The sequence below is a fragment of the Zunongwangia endophytica genome, assembly GCF_030409505.1.
Classification (GTDB): Bacteria; Bacteroidota; Bacteroidia; order Flavobacteriales; family Flavobacteriaceae; genus Zunongwangia; species Zunongwangia endophytica.
In genome coordinates, this window is the sequence record NZ_JAUFPZ010000002.1 from 3,507,964 (window position 1) to 3,524,852 (window position 16,889).

Annotated in this window: 12 protein-coding genes; 10 read left to right on the forward strand and 2 right to left on the reverse strand. The window is 36.5% G+C overall.

The genetic code is table 11. The features are described from left to right. Positions 1-72: 72 nt before the first annotated feature. Entirely contained in the window at positions 73-1,587 is a 1,515-nt protein-coding gene (locus QWY91_RS15370) for a hypothetical protein (protein WP_290236388.1), read from the forward strand. Here the strand turns inward: QWY91_RS15370 and QWY91_RS15375 are convergent. After that, complete coding sequence (locus tag QWY91_RS15375; RefSeq protein ID WP_290236389.1) at positions 1,584-2,411, reverse strand: universal stress protein; 828 nt, start codon at positions 2,409-2,411, stop codon at positions 1,584-1,586. The genes QWY91_RS15370 and QWY91_RS15375 overlap by 4 nt on opposite strands. A gap of 161 nt (positions 2,412-2,572) precedes the next feature. Here QWY91_RS15375 and rimP point away from each other — a divergent pair, with 161 nt between their 5' ends. The 3 genes from rimP to infB are packed head-to-tail and all read left to right on the forward strand — an operon-like array spanning position 2,573 to position 7,193. Beyond that, positions 2,573-3,037: a ribosome assembly cofactor RimP gene (gene rimP, locus QWY91_RS15380; protein WP_290236390.1), complete on the forward strand. Its 465-nt coding sequence runs from the start codon at positions 2,573-2,575 to the stop codon at positions 3,035-3,037. Between the two features lie 10 nt (positions 3,038-3,047). After that, positions 3,048-4,280, forward strand: a complete 1,233-nt coding sequence (nusA, locus tag QWY91_RS15385; protein ID WP_290236391.1) for a transcription termination factor NusA — start codon at positions 3,048-3,050, stop codon at positions 4,278-4,280. 45 nt (positions 4,281-4,325) lie between these two features. Continuing rightward, positions 4,326-7,193 carry a translation initiation factor IF-2 gene (gene infB / locus QWY91_RS15390; RefSeq protein WP_290236392.1) on the forward strand — a complete coding sequence of 956 codons (2,868 nt, stop codon included), beginning with the start codon at positions 4,326-4,328 and terminating at the stop codon, positions 7,191-7,193. 83 nt (positions 7,194-7,276) lie between these two features. Here infB and QWY91_RS15395 read toward each other — a convergent pair whose 3' ends face one another. After that, positions 7,277-7,666 carry an SPOR domain-containing protein gene (locus tag QWY91_RS15395; protein ID WP_290236393.1) on the reverse strand — a complete coding sequence of 130 codons (390 nt, stop codon included), beginning with the start codon at positions 7,664-7,666 and terminating at the stop codon, positions 7,277-7,279. 224 nt (positions 7,667-7,890) lie between these two features. Here QWY91_RS15395 and QWY91_RS15400 point away from each other — a divergent pair, with 224 nt between their 5' ends. Genes QWY91_RS15400 through QWY91_RS15425 form a run of 6 tightly spaced genes read left to right on the forward strand, consistent with a single transcriptional unit; the run spans position 7,891 to position 16,863 of the window. Further along, positions 7,891-9,240 carry a c-type cytochrome gene (locus QWY91_RS15400; protein ID WP_290236394.1) on the forward strand — a complete coding sequence of 450 codons (1,350 nt, stop codon included), beginning with the start codon at positions 7,891-7,893 and terminating at the stop codon, positions 9,238-9,240. 47 nt (positions 9,241-9,287) lie between these two features. Continuing rightward, positions 9,288-12,353, forward strand: a complete 3,066-nt coding sequence (locus QWY91_RS15405; protein WP_290236395.1) for a TAT-variant-translocated molybdopterin oxidoreductase — start codon at positions 9,288-9,290, stop codon at positions 12,351-12,353. A 33-nt stretch (positions 12,354-12,386) separates the two neighbouring features. Then, positions 12,387-14,204, forward strand: a complete 1,818-nt coding sequence (gene nrfD / locus QWY91_RS15410) for an NrfD/PsrC family molybdoenzyme membrane anchor subunit (RefSeq protein WP_290236396.1) — start codon at positions 12,387-12,389, stop codon at positions 14,202-14,204. A 5-nt stretch (positions 14,205-14,209) separates the two neighbouring features. Beyond that, positions 14,210-14,737 carry a DUF3341 domain-containing protein gene (locus QWY91_RS15415; RefSeq protein WP_290236397.1) on the forward strand — a complete coding sequence of 176 codons (528 nt, stop codon included), beginning with the start codon at positions 14,210-14,212 and terminating at the stop codon, positions 14,735-14,737. A gap of 5 nt (positions 14,738-14,742) precedes the next feature. Beyond that, positions 14,743-15,438, forward strand: coding sequence for a c-type cytochrome (locus QWY91_RS15420; RefSeq protein ID WP_290236398.1), 696 nt, complete (start codon positions 14,743-14,745; stop codon positions 15,436-15,438). 33 nt (positions 15,439-15,471) lie between these two features. After that, the gene (locus QWY91_RS15425; protein ID WP_290236399.1) at positions 15,472-16,863 is read left to right on the forward strand and encodes a quinol:cytochrome C oxidoreductase; all 1,392 of its coding nucleotides are present in this window, start codon (positions 15,472-15,474) and stop codon (positions 16,861-16,863) included. The last annotated feature ends 26 nt before the right edge of the window (positions 16,864-16,889 follow it).

The following is a 16,889-nucleotide window of genomic DNA, read 5'->3' on the forward strand; positions in this document are numbered from 1 at the left end:
TTTAGTTAAAAATTCTTAATCAGCGTATCATCATGCTTTGAGAGTTGTACATTTCAATTAAATATAAACATCTTGAGCAAAAAACAAATAGGTCTCGCGGTAATTTCAGTAATTATAATCTTAGTGATTATCGCAAGTTTCTTCGCTAATTCATTTGTCGAAAAAAAAGCAATTTCTTTACTTGAAAAAGAGGTGCCAGAACTCAAATTCGAGACTTTAGACATTAATATTTTTCAAAATGAAGCCAGCTTAACGCAGATAGATTTCAATAAACCTACTATTAATTTAAAATCTGATGAATTGACGGTCTCAGGCTTAAACTATTGGAAAATTCTCTTTGGTAAGAATATTAAATTGAACAAACTTGAAATTCAGAGCCCTCAAATAGTTTATAATTCGAAAAATAAAACATCTAAGAGTGCTGATAAATCTGATAGTAAGTCTAAAAAGTTCAATAAAGATATTACGGTTGATAAGATACAGATCAAGGAAGGAAGTTTTGAAATCTTGGATAGTATCTCAAAAAGTAAATTAATAGTAAAATCCTTCGATTTTAAAATTGAAAACATTCATGCCGATAGTACTACTATTAAGAATAAAATTCCATTCGAATTTGGACAATTTGGTCTAGAAGTAGATTCAGTAACATATAATTTGGATAAAAGACAACAATTAGATGTTGCGAAAATCAATATTCAGAATAAAAAAACGCTTTTAGAAAGCCTTCATTTAACTTCAAAGTATTCACGTCAGGAATTTCAAAAATATACTCCGATAGAAAAGGATATGTACGAGCTAACTATTGATAGTTTGGGGTTCGAAAATACAGATTATGGATTTAGAAACGATAGTTTAAAAATCCTTATAGGTAATGCTTTTATTAGTAATGCCAATTTCGATATTTACAGAGATAAAACATTGCCAGATGATACTTCAATAAAACCAATGTATAGTGAAATGCTACGTAAAATGTCACTTTTACTTAAGATGGATACACTAAAAATTTCAAATTCAAAGATTGTTTACGAAGAGAAGATGAAAGCTGATCGAGAACCGGGAAAGGTTATTTTTGCTAATCTTAACGCAACAATTGCCAATCTTACAAATTTTAGCGATCAAAAAGAATTTCCTACTACAAGTGTTAGTGCTAACGCTGATTTTATGAATGAAGCTCCATTAAATCTTCAATGGGGGTTTAAGGTAAACAATCCAAGTGATTTCTTTAATGTCTCCGGAAATATGGGAGTACTTTCTGCCAAAAGTATGAATGGCTTTTTAAAGCCGGGTATGAATGTAAAAGCTGAAGGTTCTATAACCTCTATGAGATACGATTTTTCTGGAAATAGGTTTAAAGCGACAGGTGGGGTGAATATCGCTTATAAAGATTTTAAGATTGAAGTACTTAAAAATGATGGTACAGAAAAAAGCGGTTTTCTAACAACCGTTGCAAATGTTTTTGTGAATCATAACGGCGAAAGTGGAGAAAATGCAAATAAGGGTTTAGAAATAGAACGTGATAAAACAAAATCATTCTGGAATTATCTGTGGTTATGTATTCGAAAAGGCGCTCTTAAAACTTTTATTTAAAGCTTAAAAGTTATTACTGGTCTAGTAGCATGATTTATTAAGTCTTCACTAATACTTCCATTAAAAAAATGAGAAAGTCCCTTTCTACCGTGTGTGATGATTCCTATTACATCTGCGTTATATTTTTCGGCAAAATTTAAAATCCCTTTTTCGATACTCACATCATTATAAATGTGTTTTTTAATATCCTTTAATTTTATTTCCTCAAGAAATTCCTCCAAATCTGCATAAGCCTGTTTTGTAGTCGTAAAGTTGTTGGGAGTGTTTACAAACAATAGATGAAGATCTGTTTCGAATAATTTAGCAAATTCCACGGCTTTCAAAAGTGATTTTTTATTGTCTAAATCTGCATCTGTAGCAAGAACGAAGTTTTTAATATTGATGTCAGAAATTTCTTTTTTTACTACGAAAACTGGTATTTCAGACTGGCGAACTACTTTTTCGGTGTTCGATCCGATAAACATTTCTTCAAAGCCAGTGCTTCCGTGGGATCCCATAACAATGAGATCGCAGTCGTTATTTTTAGCAAATTCAGTAATGCCTTTAAAAGCATAATTAAACTGAACAGATTCATAGATATTCAGGCCTTTTAGGAAATCCATATCTTTTATTTTGCTGAATTGTTGATGGGCCAACTTCATAAAATATAGTGCTTCCGGTACATTTTCACTGCTCTTCAAGACCGGGTCTACAAGATGAAGTGGTAGATCTAACATATGAAGCAAATAAATATCAGCATTAAATTTTGAAGCCATTTTTGCTGCAGATTTCAATGCATTCTCTGCGATTTTAGAAAAATCTGTTGGAACCAGAATCCTTTTCATAACGGTTAGTTTTAGAGTATTTTTAAACCAATATTGAATTTACAAAGATTTTTGCCTAATTGCCTGGTTTTCTTTCTCGGGAATTATTATTATATTTGCAGCGTTGAAACTAAAAAAAAGTACAGCGAGGGGACATAAAGTCCCCTCTTTTTATAACCAATATGGAGTTGAAGGAGAAAGTAGAAAAGTTACTACAAGAGGCATTCGATGAGAATAATTCCTTATTTTTGATTGATCTTATGGTGCTGCCTGATAATCAAATAAGAGTGGTTATTGATGGTGATAAAGGAGTATCTGTAGAAGATTGCATTAATGTGAGCCGTAAGGTAGAGCATAATTTAGATAGAGAGGAAGAGGATTTTTCTTTAGAAGTAACTTCTGCAGGAGTATCTGAGCCACTGCTGCTCCCTAGGCAGTTTAAAAAAAATATTGGTAGAAAGTTGCAGGTTAAAACTGAAAATGAAAAATTTGAAGGAAATTTAATCGATGCTACAGAAACTGATATTAAACTTCATTGGAAAGCACGTGAACCTAAACCGGTTGGTAAAGGTAAGGTAACGGTAGAGAAGGAAGCTGTATTAGAATATTCAGCAGTTGTTGAAGCAAAAGTTATGATAACATTTTAATTGTCTTAGTATGGAAAATCTCGCCTTAATAGATTCATTTTCAGAGTTTAAGGATGATAAGTTGATAGATCGTGTAACATTAATGGCGATCTTGGAAGATGTATTTAGAAATGCTTTAAAAAAGAAGTATGGTGAGGATGATAACTTTGATATCATTGTAAATCCTGATAAAGGAGATTTGGAGATATGGAGAAACCGTGTCGTTGTTGCCGATGGTGAGGTAGAAGATCCAAATCAGGAGATATCACTAGAAGAAGCACGACAAATTGAACCCGATTTTGAAGTTGGTGAAGATGTTTCTGAAGAAGTTAAGTTAATAGATCTTGGACGTAGAGCAATTTTGGCATTAAGACAAAATCTTATTTCTAAGATTCATGAACATGATAATTCAAATATTTACAAGCATTTTAAAGATCTTGAAGGAGAGATTTATACTGCAGAAGTTCATCATATTAGACATCGTGCAATTATCCTTTTAGATGATGAAGGGAATGAGATCGTTCTTCCAAAAGATCGCCAAATTCCATCAGATTTCTTTAGAAAAGGAGAGAATGTAAAGGGTGTTATCGAAAGTGTAGAGCTTAAAGGGAATAAACCAAACATAGTTTTATCAAGAACTGCACCTGTATTTTTAGAAAAATTATTTGAACAGGAAATTCCTGAGGTTTTTGATGGTTTGATTACCATAAAAAAAGTAGTACGAGTGCCTGGCGAAAAAGCAAAAGTAGCGGTAGATTCTTATGATGATAGAATTGATCCTGTTGGAGCTTGTGTTGGGATGAAGGGATCAAGAATTCACAGTATTGTGAGAGAGCTTGGTAACGAAAATATTGATGTGATTAATTATACAAATAACGATCAGTTATTTATAACCAGGTCTTTAAGTCCTGCGAAAATTACATCTATAAAAATTGATGAAGAAAATAAAAGGGCTGAAGTAATGCTTAAGCCTGAAGAGGTTTCTAAAGCAATTGGTCGTGGAGGTCATAATATTAGACTGGCAGGCCAATTAACAGGTTACGAGATAGATGTCTTTAGAGAAGGAGTAGAAGAGGATGTTGAATTATCCGAATTCTCTGATGAAATTGAAGACTGGGTGATTAAGGAATTTGCTAAAATTGGTCTAGATACTGCAAAAAGTATCTTAGAGCAAGATGTAAGCGATCTTATTAAGCGTACCGACCTGGAGGAAGAGACCATTCGTGAAGTATTCAATGTTCTTCGCGAAGAATTCGAAGAATAAAATATTGTAGTAATAAACAAAAGAGGTTAATTTAGAGGGCAATTTATGGCTGAAGCAAAAACAATGCGATTAAATAAAGTATTACGTGAATTCAATATTTCGCTAGACCGGGCTGTGGAGTTTTTAAACTCTAAGGGTCACGATATTGAAGCACGTCCTACTGCTAAAATCTCTCAGGAGACTTATCAAGTTCTTTTTGATGCGTTTCAGACAGATAAAAGCAAAAAAGTAGCTTCCAAAGAGGTAAGTGAAGAGCGAAAAAAGGAGAAAGAGGAGTTACGTCTGAGTCGTGAGCGCGAGCTGGAAGAGAAAAGAAAAGAGCAGGAAAAACTCGATCAGGCAAAACTGAAAGAGGAACAAGAGCGCAAGAAGCAGGAAGAGCAAGAAGCGATTTCCTCTAGAACTAAACTTTCTGGTCTTAAACCGGTAGGTAAGATCGATCTAGATCAGCCACAGGGAGATAAGAAGAAGGAAGAGCCTCAAAAGGAAGAATCCGCTAAGGAGGAGCCTAAGAAGGAAGAGCCTAAAAAAGAAGAACCAAAGAAAGAGGAAAAGGAAGAGCAAAATCAGCAGGACAAGCCAGCCCAAGAGCCAGCTGATCAAAAGCCTAAGCCTAAGCCAAAATCTGAGGATTCTAAGGATCAAAAAGAAGCTGCCCCTAAAAAAGAAGAGCCTAAACAGGAAACTACAAAAGAAGAAGCCGAAGAGAAATCTGAAGCTTCTGAAGGAGAAGGTGATAATCGTATAAAAACCAACTATACAAAATTAAACGGTCCTAATTTTACTGGTCAGAAGATTGATCTTTCTAAGTTTAAAAAGCCTGTAAAGAAGAAAGACGATAAAAAAGCAGCGGCTAACGACGATAAGAAAGGTAATCGTAAGAAACGTCGTCGCAGAATTAGCAAAGACGTTAAAGGTGGTCCTAACCAAGGCGGTGGTGCTAGTAACAATCGCAATAAAGGGCGTAATGTAAAGCAGCGTAGTAAGCCAGTTACTAAAGCGGAGCCTAGTGATGAAGAAGTGCAAAAACAAGTGCGCGAAACACTAGAGAAACTTCAGGGTAAATCTAGTAAAGGTAAAGGTGCTAAGTATCGTAGAGATAAAAGGGATCAACACCGTCAGCGTTCAGAAGAAGATCTTGCACAACAAGAAACGGATTCTAAAGTGCTTAAAGTTACAGAATTTGTTACGGTAAGTGAAGTGGCTACAATGATGGATGTTTCTGTAACAAAAGTGATTTCAGCTTGTATGTCTCTTGGTATGATGGTAACCATGAACCAGAGACTTGATGCTGAAACTTTATCTATCGTTGCAGACGAATTTGGTTACGAAGTAGATTTTGTAACTGCAGATGTAGAAGAAACTGTAGAAGTTGTAGAGGATGCTCCAGAAGATTTAGTAGAAAGAGCTCCAATCGTAACTGTAATGGGACATGTTGATCACGGTAAAACATCACTTCTGGATTATGTTCGTAAAGAAAATGTAATTGCAGGAGAGAGCGGTGGTATTACTCAGCATATTGGTGCTTATGGTGTAGAATTAGAAGGAGGTCAAAAAATAGCTTTCCTTGATACACCTGGTCACGAGGCTTTTACTGCGATGCGTGCTCGTGGTGCACAGGTAACCGATATCGCGATAATTGTGATTGCTGCAGATGATGATGTGATGCCGCAAACTAAAGAAGCAATATCTCACGCTCAGGCAGCAGGAGTTCCGATTATATTTGCAATTAATAAATCAGACCTTCCAACTGCGAATCCAGAGAAAATTAAAGAGAAATTAGCTTCAATGAATCTTCTAGTAGAAGATTGGGGAGGTAAAGTTCAATCGCATGATATTTCAGCTAAAACAGGATTGGGTGTTAAGGAATTACTTGAAAAAGTACTTCTTGAAGCAGAGATTCTTGAGCTAAAAGCGAATCCAAATAAAGTGGCTAATGGTACTGTTGTAGAGGCATTCTTAGACCGAGGTCGTGGTTATGTGGCTACGATACTTGTACAGGCCGGTACACTAAAAATCGGAGATTATGTGTTAGCAGGTCGCCATAGTGGTAAGATAAAAGCAATGCATGATGAGCGTGGTCACGAGATTAAAGAAGCTGGGCCATCAACTCCTGTTTCAATTTTAGGATTGGATGGAGCTCCACAAGCAGGGGATAAGTTTAAGGTGATGGTAGATGAGCGTGAAGCTAAAGATATCGCATCTAAACGAACTCAATTGCAACGTGAGCAAAATGTGAGAACGCAACGTCATATTACATTAGATGAAATTGGTCGTCGTATAGCTCTTGGAGAATTTAAAGAACTTAACATTATCCTGAAAGGTGATGTGGATGGATCTGTGGAAGCTTTAACAGATAGTTTCCAGAAGTTATCTACTGAAGAGATACAGGTAAACATTATACATAAAGGAGTAGGAGCAATTACTGAAAGTGATGTGTTGTTAGCTTCAGCTTCAGATGCCATTATAATCGGATTTAACGTGAGACCTGCTGGTAACGCCAGACAGATAGCCGATAAGGAAGAAATCGACATCAGAACATATTCTATTATCTATGATGCTATCAACGATCTTAAAGATGCCATGGAAGGTATGCTTTCTCCTGAATTGAAGGAAGAGATCACTGGTACTGCTGAAATAAGAGAAACCTTCAAAATCTCCAAAATCGGTACAATCGCTGGTTGTATGGTTACCTCAGGCAAAATATACAGAAGCGCAGGTATTCGATTAATTAGAGATGGTGTTGTGATTTATACCGGAGAGCTTTCTTCACTTAAGCGTTTTAAAGACGACGTGAAAGAAGTAGCTAAAGGGTATGACTGTGGTATGCAGGTTAAAAACTATAATGATATTAGAGAAGGCGACGTTATCGAAGCCTTTAGAGAAGTAGAGGTTAAGAAAACCTTGAAATAAATGTGCGCCTTAGGGCGATCATGAAGAATAAAAAAAGGCCGCAATTTGCGGCCTTTTTTTTATACTCAACAAATTTGGTTGATCTACTTTCTTTTAGGTTTTGGAATAAAAGCTGAAGGATAAGTCTCTTTTAAAATTAAAAGCGCTCTATCGGCCTCTAATCGGTTTCTAAAGTTTCCTACCCAAACTTTATAATTTGGTTCTTCATATTTGATTCTGGCACTGTAATCATAAAGTGCTTCATAGCTTTTTATTTCTTCACTTGCAGCTTTAGAATTACCGCTAAAGACCTGAATGGCAAATCGATCACCTATTTTATAAGATTTTTGAAGATCGGTTTTAGTATCTATTAAGTTACTAACTATTGCATCTTCTGAAATGTTAATCTTTCCTGAATTTTCCTGGCAAATAGCTATTCCTGAAAAACTAAGGAATAGGCCTAAGGAGATATTTTGTATGCTTAAAATATTCATAGCTATGATTTTATGGACAAATGTAAAACTTAATAACTAAGATTCTAGGCATTTTATTATTTAGAACTAGTATAAATTACCGATTAACACTTCTGTAACATTCCCAAAATCGAACTTAAGTATTACTTTTGTGCCTGAATTTAATGGTGCGATTCTGAGTTTTTACGTACAGATTTTAATCTTAAAAACCGTACCAAAGTTTAGACGTTAATTCAACTTGTAATATGAAAAAGGTGAAATACCGCCACTCAACTTCGCGACTACTCTTAATTGTAGCGTTTTTTCTTTCGTTCTCTGCAACGGGGTTTTCTCAGGATTCTACAGATGTCGAGGCTGGAGAGCCGCAGACAGCTGCAGGAAAAGATGATGCATCTGCCTCAGCAGAATTAGGAGATCCAGCCGCTGGTAAAGGTTTGTTTAATTCTTTATGTGCAGCTTGTCACAAACCGTACTCTGCGAGTATTGGTCCTGCGTTGCATGGAGTTACACTTAGGCATGACAAAGATTGGCTTTATGCATGGATTAAAAACAATGCAGAGCTAAGAGCTTCTGGTGATGCAGATGCGGAAGCTATCTATCAAGAATACAATGGAACTGCAATGCCAGTATTTCCTCAATTATCTAATGAAGATATTGATAATATACTTGCATATGTAGAGCAGCCGCAAAAAGAATCTGCTCCGGCAGCTGCTGGTGGTGCAGGGGCTGAAGGTCAGGAAGGATCCGGTGGAGGTGTTTCCGTGAATATCATAATGGGTATTTTGATCTTCGTTTTAATCATGCTGTTAGTCGTTTTATTCTTGGTGAATAAAACTCTTAATAATTTTGCTGCAGCTAGTGGAGTATCACTACCTAAAAAACCAACAAGAAAGCCAATTTGGCAATCTTTTGTAGAAAATCAATTTTTAGTGTTGGTTTTCTCTATAGTTGTTCTTCTAGGGGTTGGTTATTTTGCTTACGGATTTTTGATGCAAGTTGGAGTTGATCAAGGTTATCAGCCAATACAGCCAATTCATTATTCACATAGAATTCATGCAGGAGACAACGGAATAGAATGTAAGTATTGTCACTCTTCAGCAAGAGTTTCAAAATCTTCGGGAATTCCATCGTTGAATGTTTGTATGAATTGTCATAAAGCGATTTCTGAAGTTGCACCTGAAACTGCTACTGAAGATCATTCTAAAGAATTCTATGACGGTGAGATTGCAAAATTATACGATGCTGTAGGGTGGGATCCTGCAACTAGAACATACTCGGGAGAAGAGAAGCCAGTAAAATGGGTTAGAATTCATAATCTTCCAGATTTCGTTTATTTCAACCACTCGCAACACGTTACCGTAGCGGGAGTACAATGTCAGCACTGTCATGGTCCTATTCAGGAAATGGAAGTTGTACATCAGGAAGCTCCTCTTACTATGGGGTGGTGTATAAACTGTCACCGTGAAACTAGTGTGCAGATGGAAGGAAACGAATATTATGAGAAAATCCACGAAGAGCTTTCTAAGAAATATGGTGTAGAAGAGCTTACGATAGCAGAAATGGGTGGTCTTGAATGTGGTAAATGCCACTATTAATAACTGCGATAGCAGATATAAATTAAGAAGTAAATATCTAGATATATATGTCATCAAACAAAAAATACTGGAAAAGTGTTGAAGAGCTAAAAGGTAGCTCTGTTGTTGAGACGCTAAAACAAAAAGAATTTGCAGAAGAGATTCCTGTTGAGGATTTTCTTGGAGATGAAGAATCTTTAAGTAATTCAAAAACTTCTAGAAGGGATTTTCTTAAGTATGTAGGGTTTAGTACTGCTGCTGCTTCTCTCGCTGCCTGTGAAGGTCCGGTTGTAAAATCGATTCCTTACGTGGTGCAGCCAGAACGAATCGTTCCTGGAGTGGCTAATTATTACGCTTCTACAATTGCAAATGGTTTTGATTTTCAAAGTGTTTTGGTTAAGACCAGAGAGGGAAGACCAATTAAGATTGAGAATAATGATCTTGCAAAAGTAAAAGCTGCCGGTGGTGCTCGTGTTCATGCTTCAGTTCTTTCTTTATATGATAAGAAAAGAGTAAAGCGACCAATGATAGATGGTAAGAATGTATCTTGGGAACAGTTTGACCGCGAAATGGGTGCTGCGCTAAATGCAGTTTCAGGTGATGTTGTTTTACTTACCCAAACATTTGCTAGTCCTACTACAACTAAACTTATTCAGGAATTTAGTGCGAAGTATCCTAATGTAAAGCATATTACTTATGATGCTATTTCAGAAGATGCTGCGCTTTCTGCGTTTGAGTCTAGGTACGGGAGAAGAGCTTTGCCTAACTACGATTTTAGTGAAGCCGAAGCTATAGTTTCTATCGGAGCTGATTTTCTAGGAGACTGGCAAGGTGGTGGATATGACATAAGCTATGCTAAAAGTCGTATTCCTAAGAACGGTAAAATGTCCAGACACGTTCAGTTTGAGTCAAATCTTACTTTAGCAGGTGCTAAAGCAGATAAACGTGTTATGGCTAAACCATCAGAGCAAAAAGCTATATTAGCTGCGCTTTATGGATATATAGTTGGAGGAAGTTCTACAAGTGATCTTTCTTCTAAAATTGATGATGCTGTTGTGAAAGCTGCAAGTCAATTAAGAAATGCAGGTAGTAAAGGTGTGGTAGTTTCTGGTATTCCAGATGCAGATGCACAAGCGCTTGTCTTATCGATTAACGAGGCTTTAGGTAGTTCTATTATGGATACCTATAATGCACGTTTAACTCGTCAGGGAAATACAGCGCAGGTTACCGAGCTTATTAAGGATATGAATTCTGGTAGTGTTGGAGCACTAATGGTTGTGGGAACTAATCCTGCCTATAGTCTTCCTGATGCATCAGAGTTTATTGAAGGTATAAAAAATATAGATTTAACTGTTTCCTTTACCATGAAGGAAGATGAAACAGCTAAACTATGTAAATATATTGCTGCAACTCCTCATTATCTTGAAAGTTGGGGAGATATTCAATTTACTGATAATCAATTCAGTTTAATGCAGCCAACTATTAGACCTTTATTTGATACTCGTCAATTTCAGGAGTGTCTATTAAAATGGTCCGGTAATAGTCAATCTTATCACGATTATATTAAGGAAACTTGGTCTGGTAGTTTATCAGGAGGATGGAATCAGGCATTACACGATGGTGTCTTCGAAGGTGCTAGTCCTGTTAGTTTACCAGTTTCTGAAGGTTTTGCGCCATCTAATAACGATTCTTCGTCTCTAAGAAAAGTGAGTGCATCTTCTAAGGAAGGTAGCGATTTAGAGCTTACGCTTTATACTAAAGTTTCTATGGGAGATGGAGAACAAGCTAACAACCCTTGGTTACAAGAACTTCCGGATCCTATTACAAGAACAACTTGGGATAATTATCTGATGATCTCTAAAGCAGATGCAGATAAGTTAGATTTGGAAAATGAAATTGTTTCCAACGGAGCTTTGAACGGAAATTACGTAAATATTAGTGTTGGTGATACAACATTAAAAAATGTTCCGGTAATAGTTCAACCAGGTCAGGCTAAAGGGTCAGTTGCCTTAGCATTAGGATATGGGAAGAAAGAGGGAATGCAAAAGGAAATGCAAGTAGGTGTGAATGCCTATCCTTTGTATAAGAATTTTAGCTCCTTCCAGAATGTATCTATTACTAAAGCTGCGGGAACTCATGAGTTTGCAAGTGTTCAGATGCAAAGTACACTAGCTGGTCGTGATGATATTGTTAAGGAAACTAGTTTATCCGTACTTACGACGAAATCTAAGCATGAATGGAATAGTGTTCCTGAAGTAGATTATAATCATCAGGAAATTCCAGTTAGTGATCAGAAAGCTGATATCTGGAATTCTTTTGATAGATCTATCGGTCATCATTTCAACTTATCTATAGATTTAAATGCGTGTACTGGATGTGGTGCTTGTGTTATTGCATGTCACTCTGAAAATAACGTTCCAGTTGTTGGTAAAGATGAAGTAAGAAAGTTTAGAGATATGCACTGGTTAAGAATAGATAGATACTATTCTGCTGGAGATACTTTCGAAGAAGAGCAAGAGAAATTACAAAACCTTCCGGCTTTTGAAACTTATGATACTATTGAGGATCCATCTTACGATAATCCACAGGTAGCATTTCAGCCGGTGATGTGTCAGCATTGTAACCATGCTCCTTGTGAAACAGTTTGTCCAGTAGCGGCGACTTCACATGGTAGACAGGGTCAAAATCAAATGATTTATAACAGATGTGTAGGTACAAGATATTGTGCTAACAACTGTCCTTATAAAGTACGTAGATTTAACTGGTTTAATTACGCTCAGAATGAGGAATTTGATTATCATATGAATAACGATCTTGGTCGTATGGTATTAAATCCAGATGTTGTTGTGCGTTCTCGTGGAGTAATGGAGAAATGTTCTATGTGTATTCAAATGACACAAAAAACAATTCTTGATGCGAAACGTGAGGGTAGAGAAATTAAAGATGGTGAATTCCGTACAGCTTGTTCAGCAGCCTGTGATACTGGTGCGATTCAGTTTGGAGATGTAAATGATAAAGAATCGAAAGTTTCTAAATTGCAAGAGGATGATAGAACTTATCATTTACTTGAAAGTATCGGTACGAAGCCAAACGTAATGTATCAGGCTAAAATCACTAATACTGCTGAAGCATAATAATTAAGTAATAAGAATCAATTTTTAAGAAATATGTCGTCACATTACGAAGCACCTATAAGAGAACCTCTGGTTACCGGAGAGAAGACTTATCACGATATAAGTGTTGAAGTAGGAGCGCCTGTACTTGGGAGAGCAAATAAATCTTGGTACATAGTATTTACAATTGCCTTAATTGCATTTTTGTGGGGATTAGGTTGTATAATCTATACTGTTTCTACAGGAATCGGAGTATGGGGATTGAACAAGACCATTGGATGGGCTTGGGATATTACTAACTTCGTTTGGTGGGTAGGTATTGGGCATGCCGGAACTTTAATTTCTGCTGTACTGTTACTATTCCGTCAAAAGTGGAGAATGGCAGTAAACCGTTCTGCGGAAGCAATGACCATTTTTGCGGTGGTTCAGGCAGGTTTATTCCCAATTATACACATGGGTCGTCCCTGGTTAGCATATTGGGTACTTCCTATTCCTAACCAATTTGGATCTTTATGGGTGAACTTTAATTCACCTTTGTTATGGGATGTATTTGCGATATCAACTTATCTTTCAGTTTCACTGGTTTTCTGGTGGACTGGTTTGCTACCTGATTTTGCAATGCTTCGTGATAGAACTACAAACGACTTTCAGAAGAAAATATATGGAATATTAAGTTTTGGATGGAGTGGACGTGTAAAGGACTGGCAACGATTCGAAGAAGTATCTTTGGTGTTAGCTGGTTTAGCAACTCCGTTAGTACTTTCTGTACACACCATTGTATCTTTTGACTTTGCTACTTCGGTAGTTCCAGGATGGCACAGTACTATTTTCCCTCCTTATTTTGTGGCAGGGGCGATATTTTCAGGTTTCGCAATGGTACAAACCTTATTGATTATTATGAGGAAAGTAGTAAATCTTCAGGATTATATTACTGTTCTTCATATTGAATATATGAACAAAGTTATCTTGCTTACTGGAGGTATTGTTTCCGTAGCGTATATAACTGAATTTTTTATTGGATGGTATTCAGGTACTAGTTACGAGAACTATACCTACTTATCTTTTGGTGCTGCAACAGGACCTTATGCTTGGGCATTTTGGGCATTAATTATTTGTAACTTTATAGTGCCCCTAACTTTATGGTTTAAAAAACTAAGAAGAAATATTCTTTGGACTTTTATTGTAGCTCTTGTTATTAATATTGGAATGTGGTTTGAGCGTTTTGATATTATTGTGATCGACTTAAGTAAAGGTAGAACGCCATCGTCTTGGGCGATGTTCTCTCCTACATTTGTTGATATTGGAGTTTTTATCGGTACAATTGGATTCTTCTTTGTCTTGTTTCTTTTATATGCCAGAACATTTCCTGTAATTGCTCAGGCAGAAGTAAAAACTATCTTGAAATCTTCAGGAGAGTATTATAAAAACCTTAGAGCAAAACATGGAGATTATGTAGATCATCACAAGAAAGTAGATCCAATGTCAAAAGAGCCTGCAGCTAATAGTGATGATGGTAAAAAGAACTTTTTTGGTGAAGCAGATGATCAGGATATTGAATATACGCACGAGGCAACAGTTAATGCTAATGCGTTAGGACTTACAGAGGCTCAGAGAAATCGCCTTGATGCGATGTTAAGCCGAATTGGAACTTACAATCCTGAATCGCAAAAGGCTGATAATTTACAAAAGCTTGATGGTGTTGGGCCATTGTTGGAACAACGTCTACATCAAGTAGGAATATACAAATATGGCCAGGTGGCTAATTTGACGAACGAAGATTATATATTGCTTGATGAAGTTTTAGAAAGCTTCCCTATTGCTAGTAATCGTGGTGATTGGAATAGTCAGGCAACGGAATTAAAAAATAAATAATCAAGATGGCATCACAGACAATACACGCTATTTACAATGATGATGATCTGCTTTTACAAGCTGTAAAGCAGGTTCGTGAAGCGCGCTATCATATTGGTGAAATATACACTCCTTTTCCTGTTCATGGTTTGGATAAGGCAGTGGGTGAAGCGCCTACCAGATTAGCGATAACTTCTTTTCTTTACGGTATTACAGGACTATCCGTAGCCATTTTGATGATGAATTTTATGATGGTTCAGGATTGGCCTCAAGATATTGGAGGAAAGCCTAGTTTTTCGTTTATTACAAACATGCCATCATTTGTGCCAATTATGTTTGAGTTGACTGTATTTTTCGCAGCTCACTTAATGGTAATCACTTTTTATATGAGAAGTAGATTGGCACCTTTTAAAAAGGCTGAAAATCCAGATCCAAGAACAACAGACGATATGTTCTTAATGGAGATCGATGCAACGAATCACAATGTAGACGACCTTACTAAGTTTTTATACGATACGGGAGCTGCAGAAATTAAATTAATTGATAATAAATAGACCAGATGAGAAGTTTATTTCATAAATCTATAGTCTTTATTATAATCGCAGGTTTTTTTACTTCCTGTGCAGATGATAACGATCGTAACTACCAGTATTTTCCTGATATGTATCGACCGGTGCCTTACGAACCTTACGGTTCTTACGATATTTTCGCTAATCAACAGGAAGCAAAATTGCCTGTAGACGGAAGTATCTCTAGAGGATGGATGCCTTACGATTACGAAAATACTCCGGCAGGAAGAGAAGATGCTAAGGCTAATCTTAAAAACCCGTTGGCTTATACTGAAGATAACTTGACAGAAGGGAAAGCTCTTTATACAGTATATTGTGCAGTTTGTCACGGAGACAAAGGAGATGGTCAAGGTACTTTGGTGCAAAGAGAAAAGATATTGGGTGTTCCATCTTACGACGATCCAGGTCGAGATATTACAGAAGGAAGCGTTTATCACGCAATGTACTATGGTCTTAACAACATGGGTTCTTACGCGGTACAAACCAGTATAAAAGAACGTTGGCAAATAGATCATTATGTGATGAGTTTGAAAGACAAGTTAGAAGGAAATCCTGAACGCTCATTTCAAACAAATACCATAACTCAGGAAAATTCTGAGAATCTTAATCCTGCTGAACCAGCTGATGGCCCTAGTGAAGATCAGCTCGAAGGATCAAATGATGAAGAATCTCAATCTGAGGAATAATTAATTAGGAATATAGCTTTTAGATCTAGTAATATGTATACGCTTTCTAGTAAATTAAAATTAACTGCAATTATTCTAGTAGTTGTTGGTGCCATAGGTTTAGTTTATGGGTTTATTTCTACACCATCCAACCAAGAAGAATTGAAGGAATTAATGGCTTCAGATTCTCACGGCGAACACGGCAGTGACGGCGGTGACCAGATTGAAGCAACAGCTAATATGGAGGAGCATAGTGGTGCCGAAGAAGCCCATCATGCCGATTCTGCTGAAGCTCACAAAAATGAAGCATCCCATGGTGAAGAGGCTCACGGAGAAGGTGAGCATAGCGACGAGCATATGGAGCACGTGCTTCATCAATTTCAAACAAAACCCTGGTCCGCAATATTTGTTTCGGCTTTCTTCTTCTTAATGATCGCTTTAGGAGCTCTTGTTTTTTATGCTATACAATATGTAGCGCAGGCAGGTTGGTCTCCGGTACTATTTAGAGTTATAGAAGGAATTACCAGCTACATTTTGCCGGGATCGATTATAGTTGTATTGATCGTTTTATTTGCAGGAGAGCACTTTTATCCTTGGCAAAATCATGAGCTTGTAGAAGAAGATGTAATCTTACAGGGTAAATCAGGATATCTTAATTTTCCATTCTTTGTTATAAGAGCTATAATTTATTTGATAGGATGGAATTTATACCGATTTATCGCTACAAGAAATTCTGTAGCACAAGCTACCGCTAATACGTTAACACCGTATAAAAAGAATTTCAAGGCTTCAGTGTTTTTCTTATTATTCTTCGTAATAACAGAAACTACAATGGCTTGGGATTGGTTTATGAGTATGACGCCACACTGGTATAGTACACTTTTTGCTTGGTATATTTTTGCAAGTATGTTTGTTTCGGCTATTACTGTGATTGCTATGGTGACAATGTTTCTTAAAAAACTTGGTCATTTAAATTTTGTAAATGATAGTCACCTACATGATTTAGCTAAGTTTATGTTCGCTTTTAGTGTATTTTGGACATATCTTTGGTTCGGACAATTCTTGCTAATTTGGTATGCGAATATTCCGGAAGAGGTAACATATTTTATTATTAGAATTGAAGAATATAACCTATTGTTCTTCGGAATGATTGTATTGAACTTTATTTTCCCAATTCTAATGTTAATAAATACAGATTATAAGCGAATCCCATGGTTCGTTATGATGGCGGGAGTAATGATCTTAGTAGGACACTACATTGATATTTTCTTACTGGTTATGCCATCTACTGTTGGACCTTATTGGTCATTCGGTATTACTGAAATTGGAGGGATATTATTTTTCTTAGGCTTGTTTATACTTGTTGTAGGTACTGGCTTAGGTAAAGAATCCTTATATCCTAAGGGTAATCCTTTCCTTAAGGAAAGCGAAAATTACCACTACTAATATAAAAGATTGATTGTTTAAAGAAG

Excerpts from the sequence above, each read along its gene's own strand:
- QWY91_RS15415 (WP_290236397.1), top strand. The coding sequence starts at position 14,210 with ATGGCATCACAGACAATACACGCTATTTACAATGATGATGATCTGCTT.
- QWY91_RS15395 (WP_290236393.1), bottom strand. The coding sequence starts at position 7,666 with ATGAATATTTTAAGCATACAAAATATCTCCTTAGGCCTATTCCTTAGT.
- rimP (WP_290236390.1), top strand. The coding sequence starts at position 2,573 with ATGGAGTTGAAGGAGAAAGTAGAAAAGTTACTACAAGAGGCATTCGAT.
- nusA (WP_290236391.1), top strand. The coding sequence starts at position 3,048 with ATGGAAAATCTCGCCTTAATAGATTCATTTTCAGAGTTTAAGGATGAT.
- QWY91_RS15420 (WP_290236398.1), top strand. The coding sequence starts at position 14,743 with ATGAGAAGTTTATTTCATAAATCTATAGTCTTTATTATAATCGCAGGT.
- nrfD (WP_290236396.1), top strand. The coding sequence starts at position 12,387 with ATGTCGTCACATTACGAAGCACCTATAAGAGAACCTCTGGTTACCGGA.
- QWY91_RS15405 (WP_290236395.1), top strand. The coding sequence starts at position 9,288 with ATGTCATCAAACAAAAAATACTGGAAAAGTGTTGAAGAGCTAAAAGGT.
- QWY91_RS15400 (WP_290236394.1), top strand. The coding sequence starts at position 7,891 with ATGAAAAAGGTGAAATACCGCCACTCAACTTCGCGACTACTCTTAATT.
- QWY91_RS15425 (WP_290236399.1), top strand. The coding sequence starts at position 15,472 with ATGTATACGCTTTCTAGTAAATTAAAATTAACTGCAATTATTCTAGTA.
- infB (WP_290236392.1), top strand. The coding sequence starts at position 4,326 with ATGGCTGAAGCAAAAACAATGCGATTAAATAAAGTATTACGTGAATTC.
- QWY91_RS15375 (WP_290236389.1), bottom strand. The coding sequence starts at position 2,411 with ATGAAAAGGATTCTGGTTCCAACAGATTTTTCTAAAATCGCAGAGAAT.